Here is a 20,685-nt window from a genome sequence, read left to right on the forward strand (position 1 = left end):
GCGGATTCTTATAAACTTTTTCAATTGAGTCCGCGGCCCGCGGGGCAGTCGAGTCATAACGCGACGTATTCATCGCCTTTCCTCCTCAAGATACCAGCGTAGACGCCCCACTCGGCCAGCAGTATGGATAGGAGGTCGCGGGCGTTGGGGTCCTTCGCGTCGTGGTAACCCCTCCTGCCCAACTCGCTTATCAATTCATCTATCTTGAACGGGGAGAGCCGGCCCAGCTCGACCGCCGTCTTGAATGGCTCGATGCTTATTATGCGCTCCCTGAGCATTCTCTTCCTATCGCTTATCTTGGCGGATAGGAATCGCCTGCCGTCGCTGGTTATCTTGACGTCCCCGTTGATCACCTCAACCAGGCCTAGGGAGGACGCGGCGTTAAGGGCCGGAATCAAGTCGTCCAGGTCCGAATCCATCTGCTGCGCTACCTTATATATATCGGCTGCGCCGCCGAAGTCGTTCTCCAATGTGTCTAAGAGCCCAAGCACGTCGGCCAGCCTGGCGTCTAGCGGCATGAACAACGAGGTTTGAGACATGTCCCAATTAAGCGATACTCAGGCCGATATATAAACTTTGGGATGGGCTCGGCCTGTGCAAAACATGCAATTCGCGATATCCTTATATTTTAATTACATGGGTCCGTCCCTAAATGAATATAAGCAAGGCCAGGTTCGCCGCGCTTATCGCCATGTCCATCGTGGGCATGGCCTCGTCCTTCATGGTATTATACACGTGGTACCTCCTCCGCAGGCCCCTCCCCATATGCACCGCGCCGGCCTCATTGGTGCCCTCGTCCGGAATAACTATAAATTGCGCCGCGGTGCTCTCCAGCCCCTACTCTGAGGTGGGGGGTGTTCCCCTGGACGCGTTGGCGGCGGCTTGGTTCATAATTAATGCCGCCCTGGTGACTTGGTACTCCGTGTCCAGCAGGGCGAGCTCCATCCTCAAGGCCATAATGGGGTGGAGATTCATAGGCATAGCCATAGTTCCCTACCTGATATACATAGAGCTGGCCGTGGTGAGGGCAATATGCGTGTACTGCACCATAATGCACGCGGCCATAATAATCGACTTCATCCTCGTAACGGTGCTGCTGGGCAGGAGCGGTAAGAGGAAAAATGCGGCGGAACTACCCAGGCCTAGAGACCGTCAAGTTTAACGTAATGTATTGCCCCGCAACGCCATTCATCGCCGATCCCCTATAATCGTTAATTCCCTGGGGAATTCATTTAGCCTACGGGCTTGGCCGCCCACTATGGCTACGTCGTCCTCTATCCTAACCCCAAACCGGCCCGGCAAGTAAATGCCCGGCTCCACAGTGAACACGTTGCCCTCCTCCAACCTCTCGACATTGCCCTGAACTATGTATGGCTCCTCGTGGACGTCTATGCCGAGGCCGTGGCCGGTCCTGTGTATGAAGAAATCGCCATACCCGGCGTCCGATATGGCGCGCCTGGCGATCCCATCGATGCTCCCAGCCTCGACGCCCGGCCTGACCGCCTCCTCCGCCTTCGTCTGAGCATCGAGGACCACGCCATACACCCTCTCCTCCTCGCCGTTTACATCGCCCACGAAGAACGTCCTAGTTATGTCGGCGTTATACCCACAGAGCCGCCCACCGAAGTCCACCACCAGGGAGCCCCCCCTCTCTATCCTCCTATCCGTGTGGGTCAGGTGAGGCATGGCCGAGTCGGGGCCGGAGGTGACTATGGGCTCGAACGCCAGCTCCAATCCCCTCGACTCCAGCTCCGACTTGAGGAGGCGAGCCGCCTCGTGCCCCGTCATGCCGACCCCAACCCTCCCCACGAAGGATGAGAGCGCGGCCTCGCTCAACTGAACCGCCCTACCCATAAGCTCCACCTCGCGCGGCGACTTGACTCGCCTCAGCTGGAACATCAGGGAGCCCAGCAGTGATGGCTGTACTCCGTACGCCTTAGCAATGCCCGCGAAGTCCTTGGCGAAGGCGTAGTCATCAATGGCTATGGATTTGGCGGGCCGCATTGATTTGAGGAGCTGGAACGGGTCCTCCCCATCCCTGTACGCCACCACGTCGGCCGGAACCCCCCTCACCTGGTCCTCGTAGAGCTTCGGCACCACCATTAGGGGGCTCCCCGCGCCCACGGCCAGCATTATGGGCCTCTCCATGGGGGGCTCGCGGAACCCCGTGAGGTAAGCCATATTGCTCCCCGGGGTTATTATGGCCAAGCCTATTCCCCTGGAGGAGAGGAGCGACTCCAGCCTCCTCATCCTGCTCAAGTACTCCCCCGAATCGAAGCACTGCATGCGAGGGGAGGCGGGTGGGGCCTAAAAAACGCGCGTCAACGACCCCGTATCTCTTTCTTGTATATCTCGCCCGCCACTCTCCTGCCCTCCCTGGTCAACTCGTAGTAGACCCCGCGGCCCTTGTGCTCCGGGTTCTTCTGCTTCACCTTGAGCCACGGCTTCACGGAGCTAGTCACCCTGCCCTTCAAGTTCCCCCTGAACCTGGCGAGGAGCCCGGCTGCCTCCAGCCTGGCGCAAGCCGCCTCCACTTCCTCTGGCGGGACCAGGGGGTCCCAGCCTGCCCTGCCCAGCAGCCTGCGCGCCATCAGCCAGGGAGTGTCTGGGCCGTACTTGTAAATGTGGGCCAGTATCCTCTTCTCCAAATCGCTTAAGCCCTCCATGGATTACTGCTTGCCCTCCACTTTATTAACCATGCTGCACTTCTCCAACGCCTTCAGCTTGGGAACCCCCCTGGGCAGCACCACGACGCCGCACATGGTTATCGAGCTTACCTTAGAGTTAAACGTGTCCCAGTCCACGTCGTCGGCGAACTCCAGCCTCCTTATTCCGCGGAACGATATGGGGGAGTCCACGGCTTGGAGGTCCGCCTTGGTGACGGTCAACTCATCCACTCCCGTGATCACCTTCACCCCCCTCGCGCCTTCCGTGAACGCCTTGCCCGTCTCCCCAACGGCCTGGGCCGCTCCCGCCACTGTCTTAGTCGCGGCGTCCGTAAGCGATATCACGGCTCTGAGAGCCTTGTTGACGAGCTCCCCGGCCGTCATCCCCATCTCCCTGGAGAGCTGAACAGCCCTTTCGTATAACTCCTTGTCCACTCCCTTTATCGTTACCTGCTTCTTCTCCCCCTCCTGGGATTGATTGGATTCGTTAGTTGTACTGGAACTCATAGTAGTACTAGAATTACTGGATTAAAAAGCCTTTCCCCATTCCCTCACCATGTTGAGGACATCGATCACGCCCAAGCCATCCTCCCTCACCACGCGCTTGGCCACAGCCTTCACAGCGGGCTCGGCGTTCCCCACGGCCACCGGAACATCGGCCTCCCTCAGCATGGGTATGTCGTTCTCCGCGTCTCCCACCGCCACGACCGCCTCCGGCGAGAGGAGCCCGCGGAGGAACCTTATGGCGGCTCCCTTATCGAAGCCCAGCGGCATCAAGGCCGCGCTCCTCCTGTTCCACTCCACCCTAACCCCCAACCCGCGGAGCTCCCCCTCCATGGGCTCCAACACGCCTCGAGCATCATCGACGAACACGCTGCTCTCCCCCAAGTAATGGGGAACGCCGCGCGAGGATAGGAACGCCGAGACCTCCTCCCGAACCCGCCGCCAGCCGGGGGGCTCCAGCAACGCCTTGCCTGAGCCGGGCATCTCCACCACCAACCCATTCTCAATGGCTATGATTATGAACCCCCTCAGCCTATCGAGCGACACGTGCCTGTGGGTACCGCTCGTCACCACGGCGAACAGCCCGCCCGCCTTCGCGTACTCAATCACGGCGTCCTCCACCTCCCTACTCACCCTGTACCCCCCATCGACTCTAGCCGCCAGGGTGTTGTGGTAATCCGACGCGATCAGGTAAGGCATTGCCCTCAGCTGAGGGGCAATCCTTTTAAAGCATGAGCCCCGGCATCGACGAGGGCCCGTAGCTCAGCATGGAATCAGAGCGGCGGACCATTAATGGGCCGACCCTGCGAAGCCGAGCGGCGGAGAGCCGTAGGCCGTGGGTTCAAATCCCACCGGGCCCGCCAATCATAGGTGCAGCAATTGAAGAATTATCTCTATAACTATCGGAACATAAAGGCCTATCACCACCTTCTCCAGGAAGGAAAGTCTCCTATCCACCTGAATGAACCTCTTATCCATCTGATCAAAACGCTTATCCAATTGATTTATCATCTCCTCGAAATGCCTATTCATATCATCAAAACGCTTATCCATATCATCAAACCTCTTATCCATTTGGCCGATGACCTCCTCAAAACGCTTATTCATATCATCAAACCTCTTATTCATATCCTCAAAACGCTTATCCATCTGCCTAATCATCTCCTCGAAATGCCTATTCATATCATCAAAACGCTTATTCATCTGGTTGATGACCTCCTCAAAACGCTTATTCATATCATCAAACCTCTTATTCATATCCTCAAAACGCTTATCCATCTGCCTAATCATCTCCTCGAAATGCCTATTCATATCATCAAAACGCTTATCCATATCATCAAACCTCTTATCCATTTGGCCGATGACCTCCTCAAAACGCTTATCCAACTGCTTCATTAATTGGGCGTTTTGGTCCACCATCTTGGTGAGTATATCGGTCATCGTCTTTATATCGTCCTTTCTAGCTATGTCGTCGCCAATGTAGGATTTAAGGAATGCCCTCAGCTCCTCGCTTTCCTGCAGCACCCTTATCAGTATGGATGGGTCCTCCCTCAGCGCCCTCTCTATAGCTTCCTTTTCCACCGATTATCATGTGGGCGACCCCATAATAAAGCTTTTTACTCCGTTGGCGCCCAAACCCAAATGGTCGTGATCATAGATGCCCAGCAAGTGATTAGGACCGTGATGGGTGGATTGACGGAGTTCCTGGACGGGCTGGGGAGGGCGCTCGTTGCCCACGCGTCGGGTCGGGGCGTCGTGCCGCCGAGGACGTCGTTCACCGTTGGCGGGGATTGGTGGGGAGTGATGCCGGGCTACGTGGGTGGGGGCGTGGCCGTCAAGGTGGTGGGGGTTCACCCCGGGAACGCGGGGGAGGGGCTGCCGACGGTCACGGGGGCAGTGGCTTACTTCGACGCCAGGGGGAGGCTGTTGGCGGTCATGGATGGGGAGGCCATAACCGGCGTGAGGACGGCGGGGGCCACCGCTATCAGCGCGATGGTGGCCGGCGCCCCCACTTCCACAATTGGGGTGGTGGGGACGGGGGTGGAGGCCAGGTATCACTTGATGCTGCTCACCGCAGTCTTCAAGCCGAGGCGCGTCCTGGTGGCCGGGAGGGACCCCGGTAAGGCGGCGAGGTTGGCGGGCGAGTTCGGCGGGGAGGCCGTGGGGCTGGGGGACGTGGTGGGGGCTGACTTGATCGTGCTCGCCACGTCCAGCGCGTCGCCTCTCTTCAACTCGGTGCCGAGGGGGAGGAGGCACGTGGCGAGCATAGGCGCGCCGAGGCCCGTCGCGGAGCTTGGGCGCGGGTTGATCGAGGAGGCGGGGTGCGTCTTAGTGGATACTAGGAACGCGGTCAACGAGGCGGGGGAGGACTTGAGCGGGGTGGAGCTGGTGGAGCTTGGGGAGGCGTTGATGGGGAGGAAGTGCCCCGCCAAGGAGTTGACGGTGTATAAGGGGGTCGGCTTCGCTGCCCTGGACGCGGGCGCGGCGGACTTCATTGCGTCCAAATTATTGCTCCGCAGGTGAGGTGCGCGTGGGGGAAGGGTTTTTAAGGGGTTCTCGCCCTCATTTTACTTAGGTAAGTCAAATGAGCATCCAAGAAATAATACATGGCTCAAAGAAAGGCGATGAAAACATCGAGAACGGGAAAACAAACGTGGATGAGACGGCCGTCCTCATGTTCATGGAGCGGCGAAGGGCGTTAATGTAAGGAAGGCAAAGCGCCCGGCGCACTGTCCACTCATCGATGGATCCCCAATCCATGCCCGGGACCGGGGCACCGTTCTGGTCTGAGATGTGGGGGGCCGACATTTATGTTTGGTCCTAGGTCCATGCCTTGATTATTGCGATTACCTCCCCCTTCAGGACGAATATGGCGGCGTCCTCCTGGTCCAACCGCCTAGCCTCCAGGCCGAGCCGCCTTATTGTGTCCCCCACCTTCCCAGCCGCCTCCTCCAACTCCCTGGCCTCGGCGTAGTACAGCCACGCCCTGTCCTCCCCGTTATCCACCACCTTGCCGTGTAGCAGGGGGTCCAGGGCCTTCCTCAACTCGTCCCTGACCTGCATCGCTGTTAAGCGGGGGAAGCGTTTATAAGTCGTGCGTCCCCGACCCGCCGTCCAACGATGAAGCTGATTCTCAAGTTCAAGGATGGAACGATGGTTGAGGTAAAGGTGGAGACCTCCTCCTCCCCCGTCACCGTCAGCAAGCTGATCGCCGCCGCTCCCCTTAACTCATCCATGATAAGGGCGGGGCCGGAGGCAATAATACCGCTGGACCTGGGCGTGGGGCCGGAGACCTTCAGGACATTCGCCAGGAGGGGAGAGGTAATATACATTCCTAAGAGCAAGCAATTGATAATAGCCATAAACAACGTGGACCTGGGGGACAGGGTGAACCCCATAGGCTTCCTGCTTGGCGACCCCGACAAGCTGAGGCCGGGCCCCATCACTATACAGAGAGGCGATTGAGGGAACATTGTGGGGGGACCCATCGTTTTATGAAGCAAATCTCGTAAAATAGCATTATGACGAGAAGATTATCCTTATTTATTAAAATCTAGCAGCGCAACGGGAAGATGCAATAATTACCCCATGAAGGGCCGGCAACCCCACCCCCGGCGGGGCTTTCCTGCTCACTACTATTATCAGAAATGCAGCGACGCGGGTTGGGGCGAGGATGGTGGGAGTGGATTACCTGTTCTTCAGTATTCTCTTGTGGCTTAGTTTCTTGGGCACCAGTTCCTCCGGTAGCTCCGCGGCGGCTATCTCCACGTTCACCTCGTAGTTGTTCCAGGGACTGGATCTGCCGAATGCCCTCGGCATGTATCCCGGTATCTTGGCTCCCTTGCTGGAGGATGCGTGTATTATCACTGCGTTGGACGTGTTTAGTCCCTTATAGGTGCAGTTGCCCTCGAGGCTCTCCAGCAGCTCCAGGTAGGCGAGCGCGGCCTTCCTGGGCCACCTGGCGGCCGGCCACCCCCTCCAGGGGACCGGGTGGTGCGCCCTCTTCTTGTCGTGGCCCTTGACTGGCACGGGGACGCGGCCCGCGGCGACGTCGTTAAGGTACTGCTTGGCCTGCTCCACCGTTAACCCCCTTATCGCCCTGGCCACGTCTATGCTGCTCTTCCAGCTGATGCGGAAGGTAGCCCTAGCCCTCACTATTTGGTCCTCCCCCACGGAGGCGCCGAACCTCCTCCTGACCAACTCAATCAAGTCCTCATAACTGGCGGACCAACTCATGCAACGACGCCGAACCCAGTGCTTAAAAAGATTCGCCCTAGCCCATTTAGGGGAGAAGTAAAGGACGGGGGAGGGCCGGGGATTAAGAGGCGATGGGAATGGCGCGCCTTGAGGCGGGCTCGCCTGGCGGCTTTGCCGCTTTTAATTATATCTAATAATTATAATCATAAAATGTATTGCAAGTAGAAATATAGGGGTAATATTTAAATACAAGGGATATTCAGTAATAGTATGGCGACGAGCCTACAAAGGAGGAAGGGTATAAGCAACGTCGTGGCAACGATAATACTGATAGCCGTAGCCATAGCGCTGGCCGTGGCGGTGGCCGTGTGGGTCTTCGGCCTCGCCGGCTCCTCAGCCAAATCAGCAACACTACAAGTAACCGCCACTGGACTCTCCGGTATAGGGACTGGTACAGCTACCCTAACTTTTTTGGTGAGCAATCCAAGTAGCACCGGAATAGGAATAAATGGCTTCACGCTAGGTAGCCTAGTGTGCACATTTAGCACTCCTATCCAAATACCCTCAGGAACCCAAGGCGCGGCAATATCTATACAATTATCTGTTGCCAATGGCGTATTTGGTACCTCCAGTGGTAGCGGTAGCAGTACTGCTACAGCAATATCTGGTCCTGGGATATCCAGTTCTGGAGACTCTGCTACGTGTACAGGTTCTCAGTCTGCGGTCGTTGGCGTTCAGTATTCTGGCACTGTAACCACTGTAACTGGTCAGTCCTATCCATTTACAGTGACCGCTAGCTCGTAAGACGTCAATCAAATTAAAGAAACAAAATAAAATAGAAATTATTATACATTTCTTATGGTTTATGGTTTTATGCTTCTCCGTATGCTCTGTCTCCTGCGTCTCCTAGCCCGGGCACTATGTATCCGTCCTCGTTTATTTCGGGGTCTATTGCGGCTAGGTATATGTCAACGGGTTTCTTGGCTAGTACCCTCTCCACTGCTTGCCTCGTGCCTATGGCGTTTATGAGTATCATTCTCCCCGGCTCCCCCCTCTCCTCTATTGCCCTCATTGCGGCCAGCATGGTGGAGCCCGTTGCCAGCATGGGGTCGACTATCATCACTGTGGTTTCCCTTCCGATCCTGGGTATCCTGACGTAGTTCATCTCTATCTGGAAGTCCATGGAGCCCCTCTCGTGCGACTCCTCCCTCCTCCTCGCGCTTATCACCCCCATCCTGGCCATGGGGAATACCTTGAGGAGGCCCTCCACCATCGGCATCGCCGCCCTCAGTATCTGGATTATCACGACGTCCCCCACCTCCAGCCTCACGCCCCGCGCCCTCGCTCCGAGCGGCGTCTCGACCTCCACCTCGGAGACGGGGAATGACCTCGCCACCTCGTACCCCATCAGCCTCCCCAGCCTCACCAGTCCCTTCCTGAACTCTATCTGACCAGTCCTCCTGTCCCGCAGCATGGTGAGTATTGATTGAGCCAGCGGGTGATCCACAATGGTTACGGTCATGGGGGAGCCCCCGCGTCGCCCGGTTTTAACGTTGAAGCCAGGCAGGGCCTATGTCGTCGCCATTCCCATTCATTGAGGCGGATGGGGTTAGGTTTATAAATTCGATAACAGAAGCGTTATCGATTAATATGAGGGGAGGAATGTGGATGGCATACGCCCTCCTAAAGGAACTGGAGGGCGGGAGGAGGAAAACCAGCGAGCTGAGGCAATCAACCCCGCTCTACGGAACCGCGTTCGACTGGGCGGTCACGGGCCTGCTCTCCATGGGCCTCGCAAAGCGCGTGATCGAGGGAGGCGAGGAGTACCTGGAGATGACCGACGCGGGGAGGAGCTGGCTGTCGACCGGGCCATGGCCGTGGGCGCAGTGGGGCTACGGCTGGGGACCGAGGCACGGCCGCTGCTGGTGACGGCGATCCCCTCCCATTCAAACCAACTCAAACCACGCCTTTCTTTTCTCCTTCTTCGCTCGATGTTAATTTTTTATACCGCCCAGCTGCTTAAAGCCCGTGAAGAGACACCTCTTGAGCAAGAGGGACATGAAGGAGCTGGCCGAGGCAGTGCCGGAGCTGAGGGATTACTTGAGGGGCGTCGACGCGCTGGAGTACTACGGCTTGGAGGACCTGTCCCTCTACGTGGCGGGCAAGATGCCCGTCCTAGCCGTGATGGAGGTTGAGTCGGGCGGGGAGAAGAGGGAGTACAGGTTCCCAACCATCCCCTTCCTGAACAAGAACCCCCAGGCCCAGGAGAGGTACGGCACCGTGGACGTGGATCAGGGAGCCGTGAGCCACGTGGCGGGCGGGGCCGACGTAATGAGGCCCGGCATAAAGTCGATAAGGGGGAGCTTCGACAAGGGAAGCATAGTGCTCGTGAGGGACCCAAGGGGGCTCGTCATAGCCGTCGGCATTGCCCTCTACTCCAGCGGAGAGATGAGCGGCATGACTAAGGGCAAGGTGATACAAACCGTGCACCACGTCAACGACAGGATATGGAGGATATACGAGGCCCTCAACAAGGCGTAGCTATGCCTTGGCGGACCGCGACTCCACCTCCCTCACCACCAACTCCACCAACTCCCTAAACGCATCCTCGCTCCTCTCCTCCTTATACCTCCTCGCCGCGGCCCTCAACCCGGCCGGGTCCCGCACCAACGCGTTCAGCAGTTGAAGCACGTTGCTCCTCCTCCCGCCCACCGTGGCTGACTCGAAGTCTATTATCACCGGCTCCCCGCCCCTCACCAAGACGTGCCGCCCGCCCCTCGCCAACTCGTTGTGGCTCACCCCGATCCTGTCCAGCGCCCTCGCCTGCCCCAGCAACCGCCTAACCAATTCAGCGTCCACCGCCCCCACGCCCAGGGGGGAGCCCAGCACCTCCTCCATCACTATCACGTTCCTGGAGAACGTGAGGAGTCGAGGACCGACCCCCACTCCATTCGCGAGGCGAAGCACGTGCCCCTCCCACAGCAGGTTGGGCCTGGAGGCGTCCCTCCTCCTCAACTTGCACGCCCACTCTCCCCCCGCCACCTCGTGCCTGCACCTAACCACCACGCCGTTCTGACCCTTCCCCAACACCCTCCTGCCGAAGAGGAGCGTGGGCCCGCCCTCCAGCAGCTCCACCACGCCAAGGGACTCCAGCTCCGCGGCGACCTGGGACCAGTGATCCCCTCCCCCCAAGTAGACGGAGAGCACGGGCTGGCCCCCGCGCAATCGGCTTAAAGCTTGCCCCCAACCCCTCCCGTCCCCATTCCCTCCGCCAGCGTGAGGAGAGCACAGGCCCCTGACTCGTGATGAGGAACTTGGGACTGAAGGAGTTTATGAGGGGGAGTCACTGGTGGGCCTTCATGTGCGCCAGCGCAGCCTTAATTGTTAGGAACTCGCGGCCGCACACGAGGCAAATGAATCTGTTCAGCCCGGCCGACGTGGCTTGGAGGATGAGGTGCTGCATCACGTGCCTCTCGGCCGCGCCCATGCTGGGCAGCTTGGCGTTGCATATATCGCAGGTGTAGTTCCTTCCCTGCTGCTTCAGGTGCTTCTCCACCAAGTGAGACGCCGCGTTTCGAACCGTGATGTCGGCCTTGCACTTGGGGCACGTCATGGAGTCCAACGCCTTTACCTCGCCGGCCAAGCCATCGCTGGGGGACCCCAGGTAGCCGCATGAGGGGCAGATCACGATGCTGCTTTTGGACATGGATGGAGCCGGGAAGCGGCGTTTTTAAGCATTGACGCCGGAACCGCGTTGCTTAAAAAGAGATTGAACGTCCCCAAAAAATGCGAGGGCTGGACAACGCGATAACCACCATTATATTGACCGGGGCGGCGGTTGCGCTGGCCATCGGTTTATCGATTTGGGTATTCGAGACATCGGCCGCCGCCTCCAAGCTATCCGCGATAAAGGTGGAGCCCCTCGGCGCGGCGGTGGGGAGTGGATGGATGAACCTCTCCTTCATAGTCATTAACGATTACTCCACGACGGCTAGGATTGCCGGGGTGAGCCTTGGATCACTCACTTGCACCTTCGACGAGCCCATCCCAGTGCCCAGCAATGCCGATGGGATCCCCATTACCATCAACATAGGGAGCAACGCCACTGTGGAGGCCATTACCGCCTCCAGGGAGTACCGAGGCAATTGCAGCGGGTCCCCGACGCCCAACTACTTGAGGGGGGCCTTGATAACGGCGAATGGGGAGGAGTACCCCTTCTCCCTCTCCTAGTCCGTAAATGGGGGCACGGCGATTAAGGGCTCGCCGATAACGCAAACAACCACCCCCACGGGGGCAAGGCCTTGAATCACCCTCCCTAGTGAATGCAGGACGGGCTCCACCTTCAATTAGTCTTACAACCCCCTCTATCCCCGCTTAAGCAGTGAGGGAAGGCGATGCGCATAGCCACGAGAGTTAATACAAGGGATTATGATGCCGGGTTTTCTGCATCTAAGCGCATTGACCCGAAAACCACGAGCATTGTTGAGTCGCCACCCCTATATTGCTTTTCAACACAGTATTTCATAGCCGCTCAATGCATCGGTGAATGGGCGGGGGCAACTTCCTACCGTTATGAGACCGTGACGACGCGCCCCTGTCCGAGGAGGAGATTCATCCCTCCCCACGGGCGGTGGAAGCGCAAGTCGATCCGCTAACGCCTCTGAGCTTCATGGAACTCGCTCAATTCAGCGGCGTAGGCCTTGTATTCATCAATTCATCTCTGATTCGCTCAATGGAGGTTAACGGAGGGAGGGGATCCTCGCCGGCTCGATTAAGTGCAGGGAGGCACAGCGTGGGGGGAAATCTTAAATTGAGGGGGGACGGATTAGGGGCATGGTTTTTGACGAGGAATTGCTGAGGACTAGGCTGTTCAGGAGCGAGTCGTTCAAGAGGGGCAAGTGCCCCTACTGCGGCCATCACTACTGGACGCTCAACCAGGGGCAGGAGAATTGCGGGGACCAGCCCTGCACTCCGTACGGCTTCATAGGGAACCCGCCCGGGACGTACAGGCCCTCCTCCGTGGCGGACGTGAGGGAGAAGTTCCTCTCCTTCTTCGAGAGGAGGGGCCACGCTAGGGTGAATAGGTACCCAGTCGTCGCCAGGTGGCGCGACGACGTCTACCTGGTGGGGGCGTCCATATACGACTTCCAGCCATGGGTAACTGAGGGAATCGTGCCGCCGCCCGCCAACCCCCTAACCATATCCCAGCCCAGCATTAGGTTGACGGACGTGGATAAGGTGGGAAGGAGCGGGAGGCACTTGACGGGGTTCGAGATGATGGCCCACCACGCCTTCAACTTCCCCGACAAGAAGGTGTACTGGGTGGACGAGACCGTGGAGTACGCCCACGAGTTCCTCACCAAGGAGTTGGGGATCAGGGAGGATGAGGTCACGTATAAGGAGAACATATGGGAGGGCGGGGGAAACGCGGGGGAGTCATTCGAGGTCCTGGTGAGGGGGTTGGAGGTGGCCACCCTGGTCTTCATGCATTACAGGATAGCGGATGGGGAGTACAGGGATATGCCCATGAAGATAGTGGACACTGGATACGGCCTGGAGAGGATTTACTGGGTCCTCACCGGGAAGCCCACCGTGTACGAGGCTGTCTTCTCCCCCTTCCTGTCCTGGGCGCGGTCCAGGTTCGGCGTGGAGAGGCCCGACGACGCGTTGATGCAGTCCATAGCTACCCTGATGGGGCAGCTGGACCCGGAGGTGTTGGCGCTGGATAAGGCGTACGAGGCCGTGGCCAGGAAGATAGGGATAGACGCGGGGGAGCTGGTGAAGACGGTGAAGCCCCAGGAGGCGCTGTACGTGCTGGCCGACCACAGCAGGACGGTGTCCTGGATGATAAATGACGGCGTGATACCCTCCAACTCAGGCGTGGGTTACCTGGCCAGGCTCCTGATAAGGAGGATGATGCGGTACGCCCGGTTCCTAGGCATCGAGGAGCCGCTGGCCGAGGTGTTCGACGCCCACCTAAAGCTGCTGGCGGCTACGGATTACCCCGAGCTGAGGGAGGGAGCGCCCCTAATACTTGAGCTGGTGGACATGGAGGACAAGAAGTACAAGGCCACCCTCAAGGCAGCGCCGCAGCTGGTGGAGAAGTACATTAGGAGCGGCAAGATAGCCGTGGAGGACTTGGTGGACCTATACGACTCCCACGGCATCCCGCCCGAGGTGGCGGCGGAGGCGGCGGCCAGCCGCGGGGTTCAGGTGACGGTGCCTGATGACTTCTACGAGCGCATAACTAAGATGCATCAACGCCCCGCCAAGGAGGAGGGAAAGAGGAGCCCCGTCCCGCCCGAGGAAGTGGTTGGCCTACCCCCCACCAGGGAGGAGTTCTACGAGGACGTCTACAAGTCGAAGTCGAGGGCCAGGGTCATCAAGGTGATCGAGGGCAGGTGGGTGGTGCTGGACTCCACCATCTTCTACCCGGAGGGCGGGGGGCAGCCCGCGGATAGGGGAGTCATTAGGCACGGCGGCGGTGAGGCGGCGGTGGTTGACGTGCAGAGGGCGGGCCCCGTCATAGTTCACGAGGTGAGTGGGGCGGCCCCGCGGGAGGGTGAGGAGGTGGAGCTGGAGATAGATTGGGAGAGGAGGCTGGACTTGATGAGGATGCACACGGGCACCCACGTCCTAATACAGAGCATAAGGCGAGTCTTGGGAAGGCACGTGTGGCAGGCTGGGGCTCAGAAGGACGTGCCTACCAGCAGGATAGACGTGACTCATTACAGGCTCCCCACGCAGGAGGAGCTGAGGAGGATAGAGGAGGAGGCGAATGGAGCTGTGATGAGGGACCTGCCCGTGAGGCCCCTGGTGCTGCCCAGGACGGAGGCGGAGAGGAGGTTCGGCTTCATAATATACCAGGGAGGCGTTGTTCCGGGCAAGGTGCTCAGGATACTCCAGATAGGGGAGGACCCGCCGTTCGACGTACAGGCATGCGGCGGCACTCACCTGACCAGGACTGGGTTGATCGGGCCGATAAAGATAGTTAAGGTGGAGAAGATACAGGAGGGGGTGGTGAGGTTCACGTTCACCACTGGGCGGCACGCCGTTAAGTACGTGCAGGAACTGGAGGGGGCAATGGATGAGGCGGCGAGGAGGCTCGGCGTAGGCAGGGACTCGCTGCTGCAGGCAGTGGATAAGCTGGTGGCGGAGTTGAGGGGGAGGGAGGCGGTCCTGCGTAGGCTGGCCAGTAAAGCGGTTCAGGCGGACCTGGAGGAGGCGAGGAGGCGCGAGATAAACCTGAACGGGGTTAGGGCAGCCGTGGTTGCGCTCGAGGGGAGGGAGTACGCCCAGGAGCTGGCTAGGGCCTACACGTCATCTGTGGGCGATGTATTGGTGGAGGTGATCGGGGACGAGGTCTACGTGTACACCAACGGCAAGGTGAGGGCGGGCGACGCGGCCAAGGCGCTGCTGGGGGAGTTGGGCGGCAGGGGCGGTGGGGGGGCCACGTACGCGCAGGGGAGGGTGGAGGGGTTGAGGGGCGACGCTGCGAGGGTGGAGACAGCTTTAAAGCATGCATTGGGCGGGGTTAAGCAATGATAAACCCAAACGAGCTCCGCAAGATGCTGAAGCGGATGGGCGTGGGGAATCTCAACGTGGAGGAGCTCAGCGCGGCTAAGGTAGTCATCTACCTCCGCAACGGCTCCGTGCTGGAGGTGCCTAATCCCAACGTGGCCGCCATAAAGATGCAGGGAATGGTGATATATCAAGTACAGGCCAGCGAGAGGGACGTCAAGGCCACCTCCTCCCCCCAGCAACAAGCAGCCCCGGCCCAGTCCTCCATAATAATGGGCAGGCCGCCGACCGCCCCGGAGCCGGCGGTGAGCGAGGACGACGTTAGGTTGATAATGGACCAGACGGGGGCCACGAGGGATGAGGCGGTTAAGGCATTGAGGGAGAGCGGGGGGGACTTGGCGGAGGCAATACTCAAGCTGCAGAGCAAGAAGCAGTGATGGCCGGGAAGGCCCAAACTTTATTAGATGCACAGCAGCCGGCCAGTAATGGATTCGAAGCAAGCGGTGACTTGGCTGGCCGCGGGCCTCCTGATAAACCTGGCCTTTGGGGCAGGCGAGGCCGTGGCGGCTTTCTTAACCGTGTATAGCTCCATAATTAGGCTAGCCATAATGGGCGCCGGGGCTCCCGGCGTGGGCGAGGTGATTCAATTATTAAATGAAGTGCTGGTGATGGCGATCATAGGAATAGCCGTGAGCATTGCGACCGCCGTCACTCAATACATTGGCTTCGCCGGGCTGAGCAGGTTCAGCTCCAGGTACTCGATTGGGAAGGTGGGCGCCGTGCTGGGCCCCGTGGGCTCCCTGGTAGCCCTCCCTGGCCTCTATCTCTTAATCAATGCAGTGAAGGAATTGGCGATAAATAATCAAGTCCAGCCCACGACACCGACCCTAGCCATCCAGCCGCAGCCGGCCACGATTCTCTCCGCGTTGATCCCGGCCCTAATACTGGCGCTCGTGGGAGGAGCGGTGTCGCTGGTGGGGCTCGTCATGATAGCCATAGGCTACTACAGGCTGGGGGAGGAGCATGGATCGGACCTGGTGAGGGTGGGGGCCATCCTCTACATACTCGTGCTGATCCCCTACGCCGGCCCCGTTCTCTCCCTGATAGGATTCATATTATTGATAGTGGGGGTGTTGGAGGTAAGGCGGAGGCTAGCGGCTCCCTCGGGTGGTTAATCGCTCCTCCACTTGGACTTATACATGGCCATTAACGTGAAGAGCGCGGCCTGCAGGGATAGGGAGAACGCGGCGGCTAGCACCAGGGACGCGGCGTAATGCGAGACCCCGCTGGCGTACTGTATTATGACGGACGCCGCGCTGACTGGAGAGAACGCGGCCAAGTAGGGGATGGGGAGAACCGTGGCTCTATAGAAGACGGGGAACAGCGTGCCGAGCGCGAACCCCATTATGTTCCCTATGGACCACGCGTACCTCGTGTCCTTCAGGTACGTGGATATCGTGAATCCAAGCATTGACGAGGACAGCCACTCCGCGAAGAGCGCGGCCGCTATGGGAGCCGCGTCGAGGGGGGTGATGAAGCCCATGTATGCCAGGACGCCCAGCATCACGGCTATGCCGGGGCTGGAGTAGACTAGGGAGGACAGGGCGAGGCCCAGGGTGTAGCTGACCGGGGTGAGGGGCGTCGCTATCAACATGTTCTGGAACTTCAGCTCCAGCCTGTAAAACGCGCCATCCCCGACCAACCCAACGCCGTTCACTCCTATCAACATCGATATGCCCCCCACCAGGCCTATGCCGAGGTAGCGATACCCTCCAAAGAATATTATCATCAACGCTATCGACGCCGGCGCGGTGAGGGATGAGACGAGCCATACGGGCATCCTGGTCATGGCCAGCCAACCGTTTATCCACGCTATGACGAGCGAGCCGCGCAGCTGCGTCGTGATCCTACTCATCGCTCCCCACCTCCGCCTCCCCCTCCTCCCTCCACCCGCCCAGCAAGTATATGACGGCGTCCTCCAGAGTCTTTCTCCTGGCCGTGACCGTCATGCCCCTGCCAATCAACTCTGTGGAGAGCGAGCCGGCCACGGCCGAGTCAACGTATATTATGTACCTATTCCCCAGCCTCACGTGGGGCTCGTCCAGCTCCAGGGAGTCGCCGTAGGCCTCCACCACAGCATCCCCCGGCGCAAGGGAGAGAAGGTCCTTAGGGGAGCCGCGCCGGATTATGGTGCCCGAGTCTATTATGAAGACCTCATCGCTCAAGAGCTCTGCCTCCTCCACGTAGTGCGTGGTGAGCAGTATCGCCGCGCCGCTTCTCCTCAGCTCTGCCAGGGCGTCCCACACGCTTCTCCTGCTTATTATGTCGAGACCCACCGTGGGCTCATCCAAGAATATTAGGGACGCATTGCTTGCCAGCGCCATGGCCACGAGGACCCTCCTCTTCAACCCGCCGGACAAGTTGAACAATTGGGTTCTTCTATAGGGTTCCAGGGAGAGCCTCTCCATGGCCCACTCAGCCATTCTCTTGGCGTCGCCGCGGCTGAAGCCCTTCAGCAGTAGGTATGAGTAGATGGCCTCCCACGCGGTTATGAAATTAATGGGGCGAGCCTCCTGGGGTATTATAGATATCAACGGCCTCACCCTGCTCGGGTACCTAACCGCGTCCACCCCCAGTATCTCCACCTCCCCCTTGGTGGGAAGGAGCTCCGTTGACGCTATCCTGACGAACGTGGTCTTCCCAGCCCCATTGGGGCCCAGCAGCGTGGCTATCCTGGCCTTCCCAATCTCCAAATCAACCCCGTTGAGGGCCCACCTCCTCCCATCATACGTCTTGTAAATCCCCCTGGCGGTTAGGACGCTCATTGCCCCACCAACTCCCCTATGAGGGACTTGGCATCCCTGCCCCACGCAATGCCTGGATTGAAGTATATGATCAACCTCACCACGTCGCCGCCGTCGTCGAGCCTCATGGATCCCAGGTACGCTGCCTGCTTGTTCAGCCTCAAGTAGAGCCTGCCGCCCTCCATCCTATCGTCCGCCGTCAACACGAGCAATTGCCTGTCCAATTCCCCCAGCATGGAGATCAACCTAGACGCCACGCGGTCCGGGCAACCGTTGGATCTATCGACCACGGCCCTCACTATTGTTATTGGATTGCCGTAATGTCCCTGGGCCGAGGTGGCCTCATAATCAAAGCCGGGCCCCAACGCGTTCATCAATGCCCGCACCACCCTTCCCTGATCCTCCGTTGCATGAACGTGGGCCTCCGCCTCTATCTTATCTATTCTACACCTCATGATGCCTCAATTGCAGTCCATGAATCCATGTGCGGATTTAATTTTTTCGGCCAATCCCACGCCTCAATTGCCCCCTATTACCTTCTCCATCTCAATCAACGCTGACCTTATGCGGTCCCTATCCTCCTTCCTCAACTTATCCCAGTTGTCCAGTATGTACCTCGCCATGGAGGTAAACTCATCCACGGACCTGGCCAGCCTGTCATCTGATGAGGGGCCCACCAAGTTCCTGCCGGCCTCCGTGATGACGTAGTACTTCTTTGTCCCCTCCACCTTATCTATTCGTATCAAGCCCTCCTTCTCCAGCTCGTCGAGCATGGGGTAAAGGGAGCCGGGGCTGGGCCGCCACATGCCCATGCTGGCCCGCTCCACCTCATCCGAGATCTGGGCCCCGGTCATGGATCCCTTGGAGGCTAGCAGGTAAAGGATTAGGTACCTAAGTCCCCTCCTCTTCATAGCCCAATGCCTCCACCTATCCTGCACGCTGGGTCGACTGTTAGCCCCTTTAAAAATGCGGCGATCCGTAATCGGCTCCGATTCATTTTTAAAGCGGGGCATGGGGGGAACCACATGGAGGCAAACGACGTGATGAGGGAGCTGATAAGGTGGTACATCAAATCCAGGCTGGTGGTGTACGCCGCGGTGCTCATATCGCTTCTGGGCGCCTTCTTAATGGGGTACGCCGTGTCGTCGCCGCCATCCTACGCGGCGGAGGTGGAGGCAAGCATAAAGTCATTCGAGGCAAGCATATCCGGCATGTCGTACCTGGCCGCGTCCCTGGCCCGCTTCGCATCGCTGCTGGGAACCGTGTGGATATCCTACATACCCATAGCGGGGCTGTGGTACGCCGCGTACGCCATGGTTAACCTAGGAGTGATAGCCGCCATCCCGGCCATCGGGTACGGAGGCGTGGCGTCGGCCATAGCAGTCATGATAGCCATGTTCTTCCCCGTGGCGGAGGGGTTGATGCTTGGATTCACGTTGGTGCTGAGGGCTCTCAAGAAAAACGTGCCCTCAAGGTTCGTCAGGTACATATGGACCCAGTACGTGGTCGCAATAGTGATCTCCCTAGTCCTGCTTGGACTCCTCTCCGCCGGCGCATGAAGCCCGAGTCGGCATGGCGGCATCTTTAAAAAATGCACATCGTAGAAAGGACGTGGATGCCGTTAATTTGGGGCCTGGCTCCACGGTAAGGATAGAGGGGCCGGCCAGCGTGAAGGTGCTGAGGGGCACCGTGTACGTGCTGGGAACAACTTATGGGGCTGGGTCCAAGCTGACCATATTGAGGACCAAGAAGGTGGTGGTGAAGTCCATGGATGAATCGCAACTGGAGGTGGTGCTGGGGCCCGAGGGCAGGATAGAGCCTGCGCAAGGGGAGGAGGGCATAGAGGCGTGGGGGGAGGCGGCTGGGGCGGTGGCTCGATCCAATAGGAGGGTCGTCGTGTTGGGAATGATGGATGTGGGGAAGACCACGTTCACAATAATGGTTGCCAACAAGGCAATAGCCGCGGGGAGAACGGTTGGAGTGATAGATGCGGACCCGGGCCAGAACGACTTGGGGCCCCCCACCACCATCGCGTGCACCAAGACCAGCGAACCGATAACCCACCTAAGCATGCTGCCGCCGCTCAAGATGGTGTTCCTTAGGACGACCAGCCTTGAGCACACTTGGAGGGAGGCGATAGATGGCGTGGCGAAGCTGGCGGATTACTTGGAGTCGGAGGGGACCGACTTGGAGGTGATAAACACGGATGGGTGGATAACGGAGCCCACCGCCATACAGTACAAGCTCCAAATGCTGGAGAGGCTGGGGCCCGACGCGGTAGTTCTAATACAGAAGGAGGGGGAGGCCGCGGATCTCCTAAGCGCCGTGAAGGGAAGCGGGCTTAACGTGATCCAGTTGCCGGCCCCGCCTCTCTCAGTGAAGACAAGGGAGGAGCGGCGGCTTCACAGGGAGATGGGGTACGGCAAGTACCTGATGCCGGCCAGGACCGCCACCATTAACCTGCTCGAGAAGCCCATAATCAACGTGCCGATAGGGAGGGGGGTCCCCCTCGACGCCGGGCTTAGGGCGCTGGTGGCGAGGTACTTGGGTATGCCGATAGCCTATGGAGAGCAGGTGGGGAAGAGGGCCATAATGACGTCGCCCGCAGTCAAGGAGTTGGTCGTAAAGGCGCTGCCGGGGGTGGAGGTGGCGATACTGCCCATGAATTGGGAGGAGGGGCTCCTCGCCGCGCTGGAGGACGGGGAGGGGTACCTGGTGTCGCTGGCCATGATCAAGAAGATATACTACGGGAGCAGCAGGGCCGTCCTCGTGATGCCGTCTAGGGTGGAGGAGCTAAGAGCCATAGATCACATAAGGCTGGGCATGATAAGGCTGGGCGATAATTACGAGGAGAAGGAGAAGGTTCACTACATTAATAAGCTGGAGAGAATCCTGTCTGGAAGTGATGAAGAAAAACGCGGCTGAGACCCGTGAGGAGCTGGCGACGGACTGATTAATAGAAACGATAGAGCTGGCTTGAGGACCGTTGGTTT

The 20,685-nt window shown here is 59.0% G+C and carries 28 protein-coding genes and 1 tRNA gene; 14 read left to right on the top strand and 15 right to left on the bottom strand.

Annotated elements, in window-relative coordinates; genetic code table 11:
• Window positions 1-53: 53 nt before the first annotated feature.
• Window positions 54-539: an AAA-associated domain-containing protein gene (locus ACZ5ZS_RS05570; RefSeq protein ID WP_188596642.1), complete on the bottom strand. Its 486-nt coding sequence runs from the start codon at window positions 537-539 to the stop codon at window positions 54-56.
• Window positions 540-652: 113 nt separating this feature from the next.
• Here ACZ5ZS_RS05570 and ACZ5ZS_RS05575 point away from each other — a divergent pair, with 113 nt between their 5' ends.
• Entirely contained in the window at window positions 653-1,162 is a 510-nt protein-coding gene (locus tag ACZ5ZS_RS05575; protein ID WP_188596643.1) for a vitamin K epoxide reductase family protein, read from the top strand.
• A gap of 26 nt (window positions 1,163-1,188) precedes the next feature.
• Here the strand turns inward: ACZ5ZS_RS05575 and ACZ5ZS_RS05580 are convergent, their stop codons facing one another.
• Genes ACZ5ZS_RS05580 through ACZ5ZS_RS05595 form a run of 4 tightly spaced genes read right to left on the bottom strand, consistent with a single transcriptional unit; the run spans window position 1,189 to window position 3,869 of the window.
• Window positions 1,189-2,286 (bottom strand): M24 family metallopeptidase, encoded by a 1,098-nt coding sequence (locus tag ACZ5ZS_RS05580; protein ID WP_188596644.1) that lies wholly within the window; start codon window positions 2,284-2,286, stop codon window positions 1,189-1,191.
• Between the two features lie 35 nt (window positions 2,287-2,321).
• Window positions 2,322-2,666, bottom strand: coding sequence for a hypothetical protein (locus ACZ5ZS_RS05585; RefSeq protein ID WP_188596645.1), 345 nt, complete (start codon window positions 2,664-2,666; stop codon window positions 2,322-2,324).
• Between the two features lie 3 nt (window positions 2,667-2,669).
• Window positions 2,670-3,173 (bottom strand): hypothetical protein, encoded by a 504-nt coding sequence (locus ACZ5ZS_RS05590; protein WP_188596646.1) that lies wholly within the window; start codon window positions 3,171-3,173, stop codon window positions 2,670-2,672.
• A 21-nt stretch (window positions 3,174-3,194) separates the two neighbouring features.
• Entirely contained in the window at window positions 3,195-3,869 is a 675-nt protein-coding gene (locus ACZ5ZS_RS05595; RefSeq protein WP_188596647.1) for an HAD family hydrolase, read from the bottom strand.
• A 52-nt stretch (window positions 3,870-3,921) separates the two neighbouring features.
• On the opposite strand from ACZ5ZS_RS05595, the gene ACZ5ZS_RS05600 reads away from it, so the two are divergent.
• Window positions 3,922-4,033 (top strand) — tRNA-Arg (locus ACZ5ZS_RS05600).
• Between the two features lies 1 nt (window position 4,034).
• On the opposite strand, the gene ACZ5ZS_RS05605 is transcribed toward ACZ5ZS_RS05600, so the two are convergent.
• The gene (locus ACZ5ZS_RS05605) at window positions 4,035-4,751 is read right to left on the bottom strand and encodes a hypothetical protein (RefSeq protein ID WP_075059853.1); all 717 of its coding nucleotides are present in this window, start codon (window positions 4,749-4,751) and stop codon (window positions 4,035-4,037) included.
• Between the two features lie 60 nt (window positions 4,752-4,811).
• On the opposite strand from ACZ5ZS_RS05605, the gene ACZ5ZS_RS05610 reads away from it, so the two are divergent.
• Entirely contained in the window at window positions 4,812-5,693 is an 882-nt protein-coding gene (locus ACZ5ZS_RS05610) for an ornithine cyclodeaminase family protein (protein WP_188596649.1), read from the top strand.
• Window positions 5,694-5,754: 61 nt separating this feature from the next.
• Window positions 5,755-5,877, top strand: a complete 123-nt coding sequence (locus ACZ5ZS_RS05615) for a hypothetical protein (RefSeq protein WP_268237973.1) — start codon at window positions 5,755-5,757, stop codon at window positions 5,875-5,877.
• A gap of 113 nt (window positions 5,878-5,990) precedes the next feature.
• On the opposite strand, the gene ACZ5ZS_RS05620 is transcribed toward ACZ5ZS_RS05615, so the two are convergent.
• Entirely contained in the window at window positions 5,991-6,233 is a 243-nt protein-coding gene (locus ACZ5ZS_RS05620) for a hypothetical protein (RefSeq protein ID WP_188596650.1), read from the bottom strand.
• 57 nt (window positions 6,234-6,290) lie between these two features.
• Here ACZ5ZS_RS05620 and ACZ5ZS_RS05625 point away from each other — a divergent pair, with 57 nt between their 5' ends.
• Window positions 6,291-6,635, top strand: a complete 345-nt coding sequence (locus tag ACZ5ZS_RS05625) for a hypothetical protein (RefSeq protein WP_188596651.1) — start codon at window positions 6,291-6,293, stop codon at window positions 6,633-6,635.
• A gap of 222 nt (window positions 6,636-6,857) precedes the next feature.
• Here ACZ5ZS_RS05625 and ACZ5ZS_RS05630 read toward each other — a convergent pair whose 3' ends face one another.
• A complete protein-coding gene (locus ACZ5ZS_RS05630) occupies window positions 6,858-7,406 on the bottom strand; it encodes a 50S ribosomal protein L22 (protein WP_188596652.1) in 549 nt (182 codons plus the stop codon).
• Window positions 7,407-7,637: 231 nt separating this feature from the next.
• Between ACZ5ZS_RS05630 and ACZ5ZS_RS05635 the strand changes: the two genes are divergently transcribed.
• Window positions 7,638-8,171, top strand: a complete 534-nt coding sequence (locus ACZ5ZS_RS05635; protein WP_075059857.1) for an archaellin/type IV pilin N-terminal domain-containing protein — start codon at window positions 7,638-7,640, stop codon at window positions 8,169-8,171.
• Between the two features lie 67 nt (window positions 8,172-8,238).
• Here the strand turns inward: ACZ5ZS_RS05635 and upp are convergent, their stop codons facing one another.
• Window positions 8,239-8,889 carry a uracil phosphoribosyltransferase gene (upp, locus tag ACZ5ZS_RS05640; RefSeq protein ID WP_188596653.1) on the bottom strand — a complete coding sequence of 217 codons (651 nt, stop codon included), beginning with the start codon at window positions 8,887-8,889 and terminating at the stop codon, window positions 8,239-8,241.
• A gap of 128 nt (window positions 8,890-9,017) precedes the next feature.
• Here upp and ACZ5ZS_RS05645 point away from each other — a divergent pair, with 128 nt between their 5' ends.
• Both ACZ5ZS_RS05645 and ACZ5ZS_RS05650 read left to right on the top strand, forming a co-directional pair.
• Window positions 9,018-9,296 (top strand): hypothetical protein, encoded by a 279-nt coding sequence (locus tag ACZ5ZS_RS05645; protein ID WP_188596654.1) that lies wholly within the window; start codon window positions 9,018-9,020, stop codon window positions 9,294-9,296.
• A 99-nt stretch (window positions 9,297-9,395) separates the two neighbouring features.
• A complete protein-coding gene (locus tag ACZ5ZS_RS05650) occupies window positions 9,396-9,908 on the top strand; it encodes a PUA domain-containing protein (RefSeq protein WP_188596655.1) in 513 nt (170 codons plus the stop codon).
• Here ACZ5ZS_RS05650 and ACZ5ZS_RS05655 read toward each other — a convergent pair whose 3' ends face one another.
• A complete protein-coding gene (locus tag ACZ5ZS_RS05655; RefSeq protein ID WP_229657716.1) occupies window positions 9,909-10,574 on the bottom strand; it encodes a serine/threonine protein kinase in 666 nt (221 codons plus the stop codon).
• A 136-nt stretch (window positions 10,575-10,710) separates the two neighbouring features.
• Window positions 10,711-11,073, bottom strand: a complete 363-nt coding sequence (locus tag ACZ5ZS_RS05660; protein WP_188596657.1) for a hypothetical protein — start codon at window positions 11,071-11,073, stop codon at window positions 10,711-10,713.
• An 80-nt stretch (window positions 11,074-11,153) separates the two neighbouring features.
• On the opposite strand from ACZ5ZS_RS05660, the gene ACZ5ZS_RS05665 reads away from it, so the two are divergent.
• The 4 genes from ACZ5ZS_RS05665 to ACZ5ZS_RS05680 all read left to right on the top strand — a co-directional run bounded on the left by ACZ5ZS_RS05665 (window position 11,154) and on the right by ACZ5ZS_RS05680 (window position 16,063).
• The gene (locus ACZ5ZS_RS05665) at window positions 11,154-11,597 is read left to right on the top strand and encodes a hypothetical protein (protein ID WP_188596658.1); all 444 of its coding nucleotides are present in this window, start codon (window positions 11,154-11,156) and stop codon (window positions 11,595-11,597) included.
• Between the two features lie 603 nt (window positions 11,598-12,200).
• Window positions 12,201-14,912, top strand: a complete 2,712-nt coding sequence (alaS, locus tag ACZ5ZS_RS05670; protein WP_188596659.1) for an alanine--tRNA ligase — start codon at window positions 12,201-12,203, stop codon at window positions 14,910-14,912.
• Window positions 14,909-15,325 carry a nascent polypeptide-associated complex protein gene (locus ACZ5ZS_RS05675; RefSeq protein WP_188596660.1) on the top strand — a complete coding sequence of 139 codons (417 nt, stop codon included), beginning with the start codon at window positions 14,909-14,911 and terminating at the stop codon, window positions 15,323-15,325. The genes alaS and ACZ5ZS_RS05675 overlap by 4 nt, the downstream gene beginning before the upstream one ends.
• 48 nt (window positions 15,326-15,373) lie before the next feature.
• Window positions 15,374-16,063 carry a DUF973 family protein gene (locus ACZ5ZS_RS05680; RefSeq protein ID WP_188596661.1) on the top strand — a complete coding sequence of 230 codons (690 nt, stop codon included), beginning with the start codon at window positions 15,374-15,376 and terminating at the stop codon, window positions 16,061-16,063.
• Here ACZ5ZS_RS05680 and ACZ5ZS_RS05685 read toward each other — a convergent pair.
• From ACZ5ZS_RS05685 to ACZ5ZS_RS05700, 4 genes are all read right to left on the bottom strand, one after another.
• Entirely contained in the window at window positions 16,060-16,803 is a 744-nt protein-coding gene (locus ACZ5ZS_RS05685; RefSeq protein ID WP_188596662.1) for an ABC transporter permease, read from the bottom strand. The two genes, ACZ5ZS_RS05680 and ACZ5ZS_RS05685, sit on opposite strands and share 4 nt — an antisense overlap.
• Window positions 16,796-17,713: an ABC transporter ATP-binding protein gene (locus ACZ5ZS_RS05690; protein ID WP_188596663.1), complete on the bottom strand. Its 918-nt coding sequence runs from the start codon at window positions 17,711-17,713 to the stop codon at window positions 16,796-16,798. The genes ACZ5ZS_RS05685 and ACZ5ZS_RS05690 overlap by 8 nt, the downstream gene beginning before the upstream one ends.
• Window positions 17,710-18,147 carry an RNA-binding domain-containing protein gene (locus ACZ5ZS_RS05695; protein ID WP_188596664.1) on the bottom strand — a complete coding sequence of 146 codons (438 nt, stop codon included), beginning with the start codon at window positions 18,145-18,147 and terminating at the stop codon, window positions 17,710-17,712. The genes ACZ5ZS_RS05690 and ACZ5ZS_RS05695 overlap by 4 nt, the downstream gene beginning before the upstream one ends.
• 63 nt (window positions 18,148-18,210) lie before the next feature.
• Window positions 18,211-18,603 carry a PadR family transcriptional regulator gene (locus ACZ5ZS_RS05700; RefSeq protein WP_188596929.1) on the bottom strand — a complete coding sequence of 131 codons (393 nt, stop codon included), beginning with the start codon at window positions 18,601-18,603 and terminating at the stop codon, window positions 18,211-18,213.
• A gap of 114 nt (window positions 18,604-18,717) precedes the next feature.
• Between ACZ5ZS_RS05700 and ACZ5ZS_RS05705 the strand changes: the two genes are divergently transcribed.
• Both ACZ5ZS_RS05705 and ACZ5ZS_RS05710 read left to right on the top strand, forming a co-directional pair.
• Entirely contained in the window at window positions 18,718-19,251 is a 534-nt protein-coding gene (locus tag ACZ5ZS_RS05705; protein ID WP_188596665.1) for a hypothetical protein, read from the top strand.
• Window positions 19,252-19,303: 52 nt separating this feature from the next.
• On the top strand, window positions 19,304-20,617 hold the full coding sequence (locus ACZ5ZS_RS05710; RefSeq protein ID WP_188596666.1) for a Clp1/GlmU family protein: 1,314 nt from the start codon (window positions 19,304-19,306) through the stop codon (window positions 20,615-20,617).
• Window positions 20,618-20,685 lie beyond the last annotated feature (68 nt).

Source organism: Thermocladium modestius (assembly GCF_055398215.1).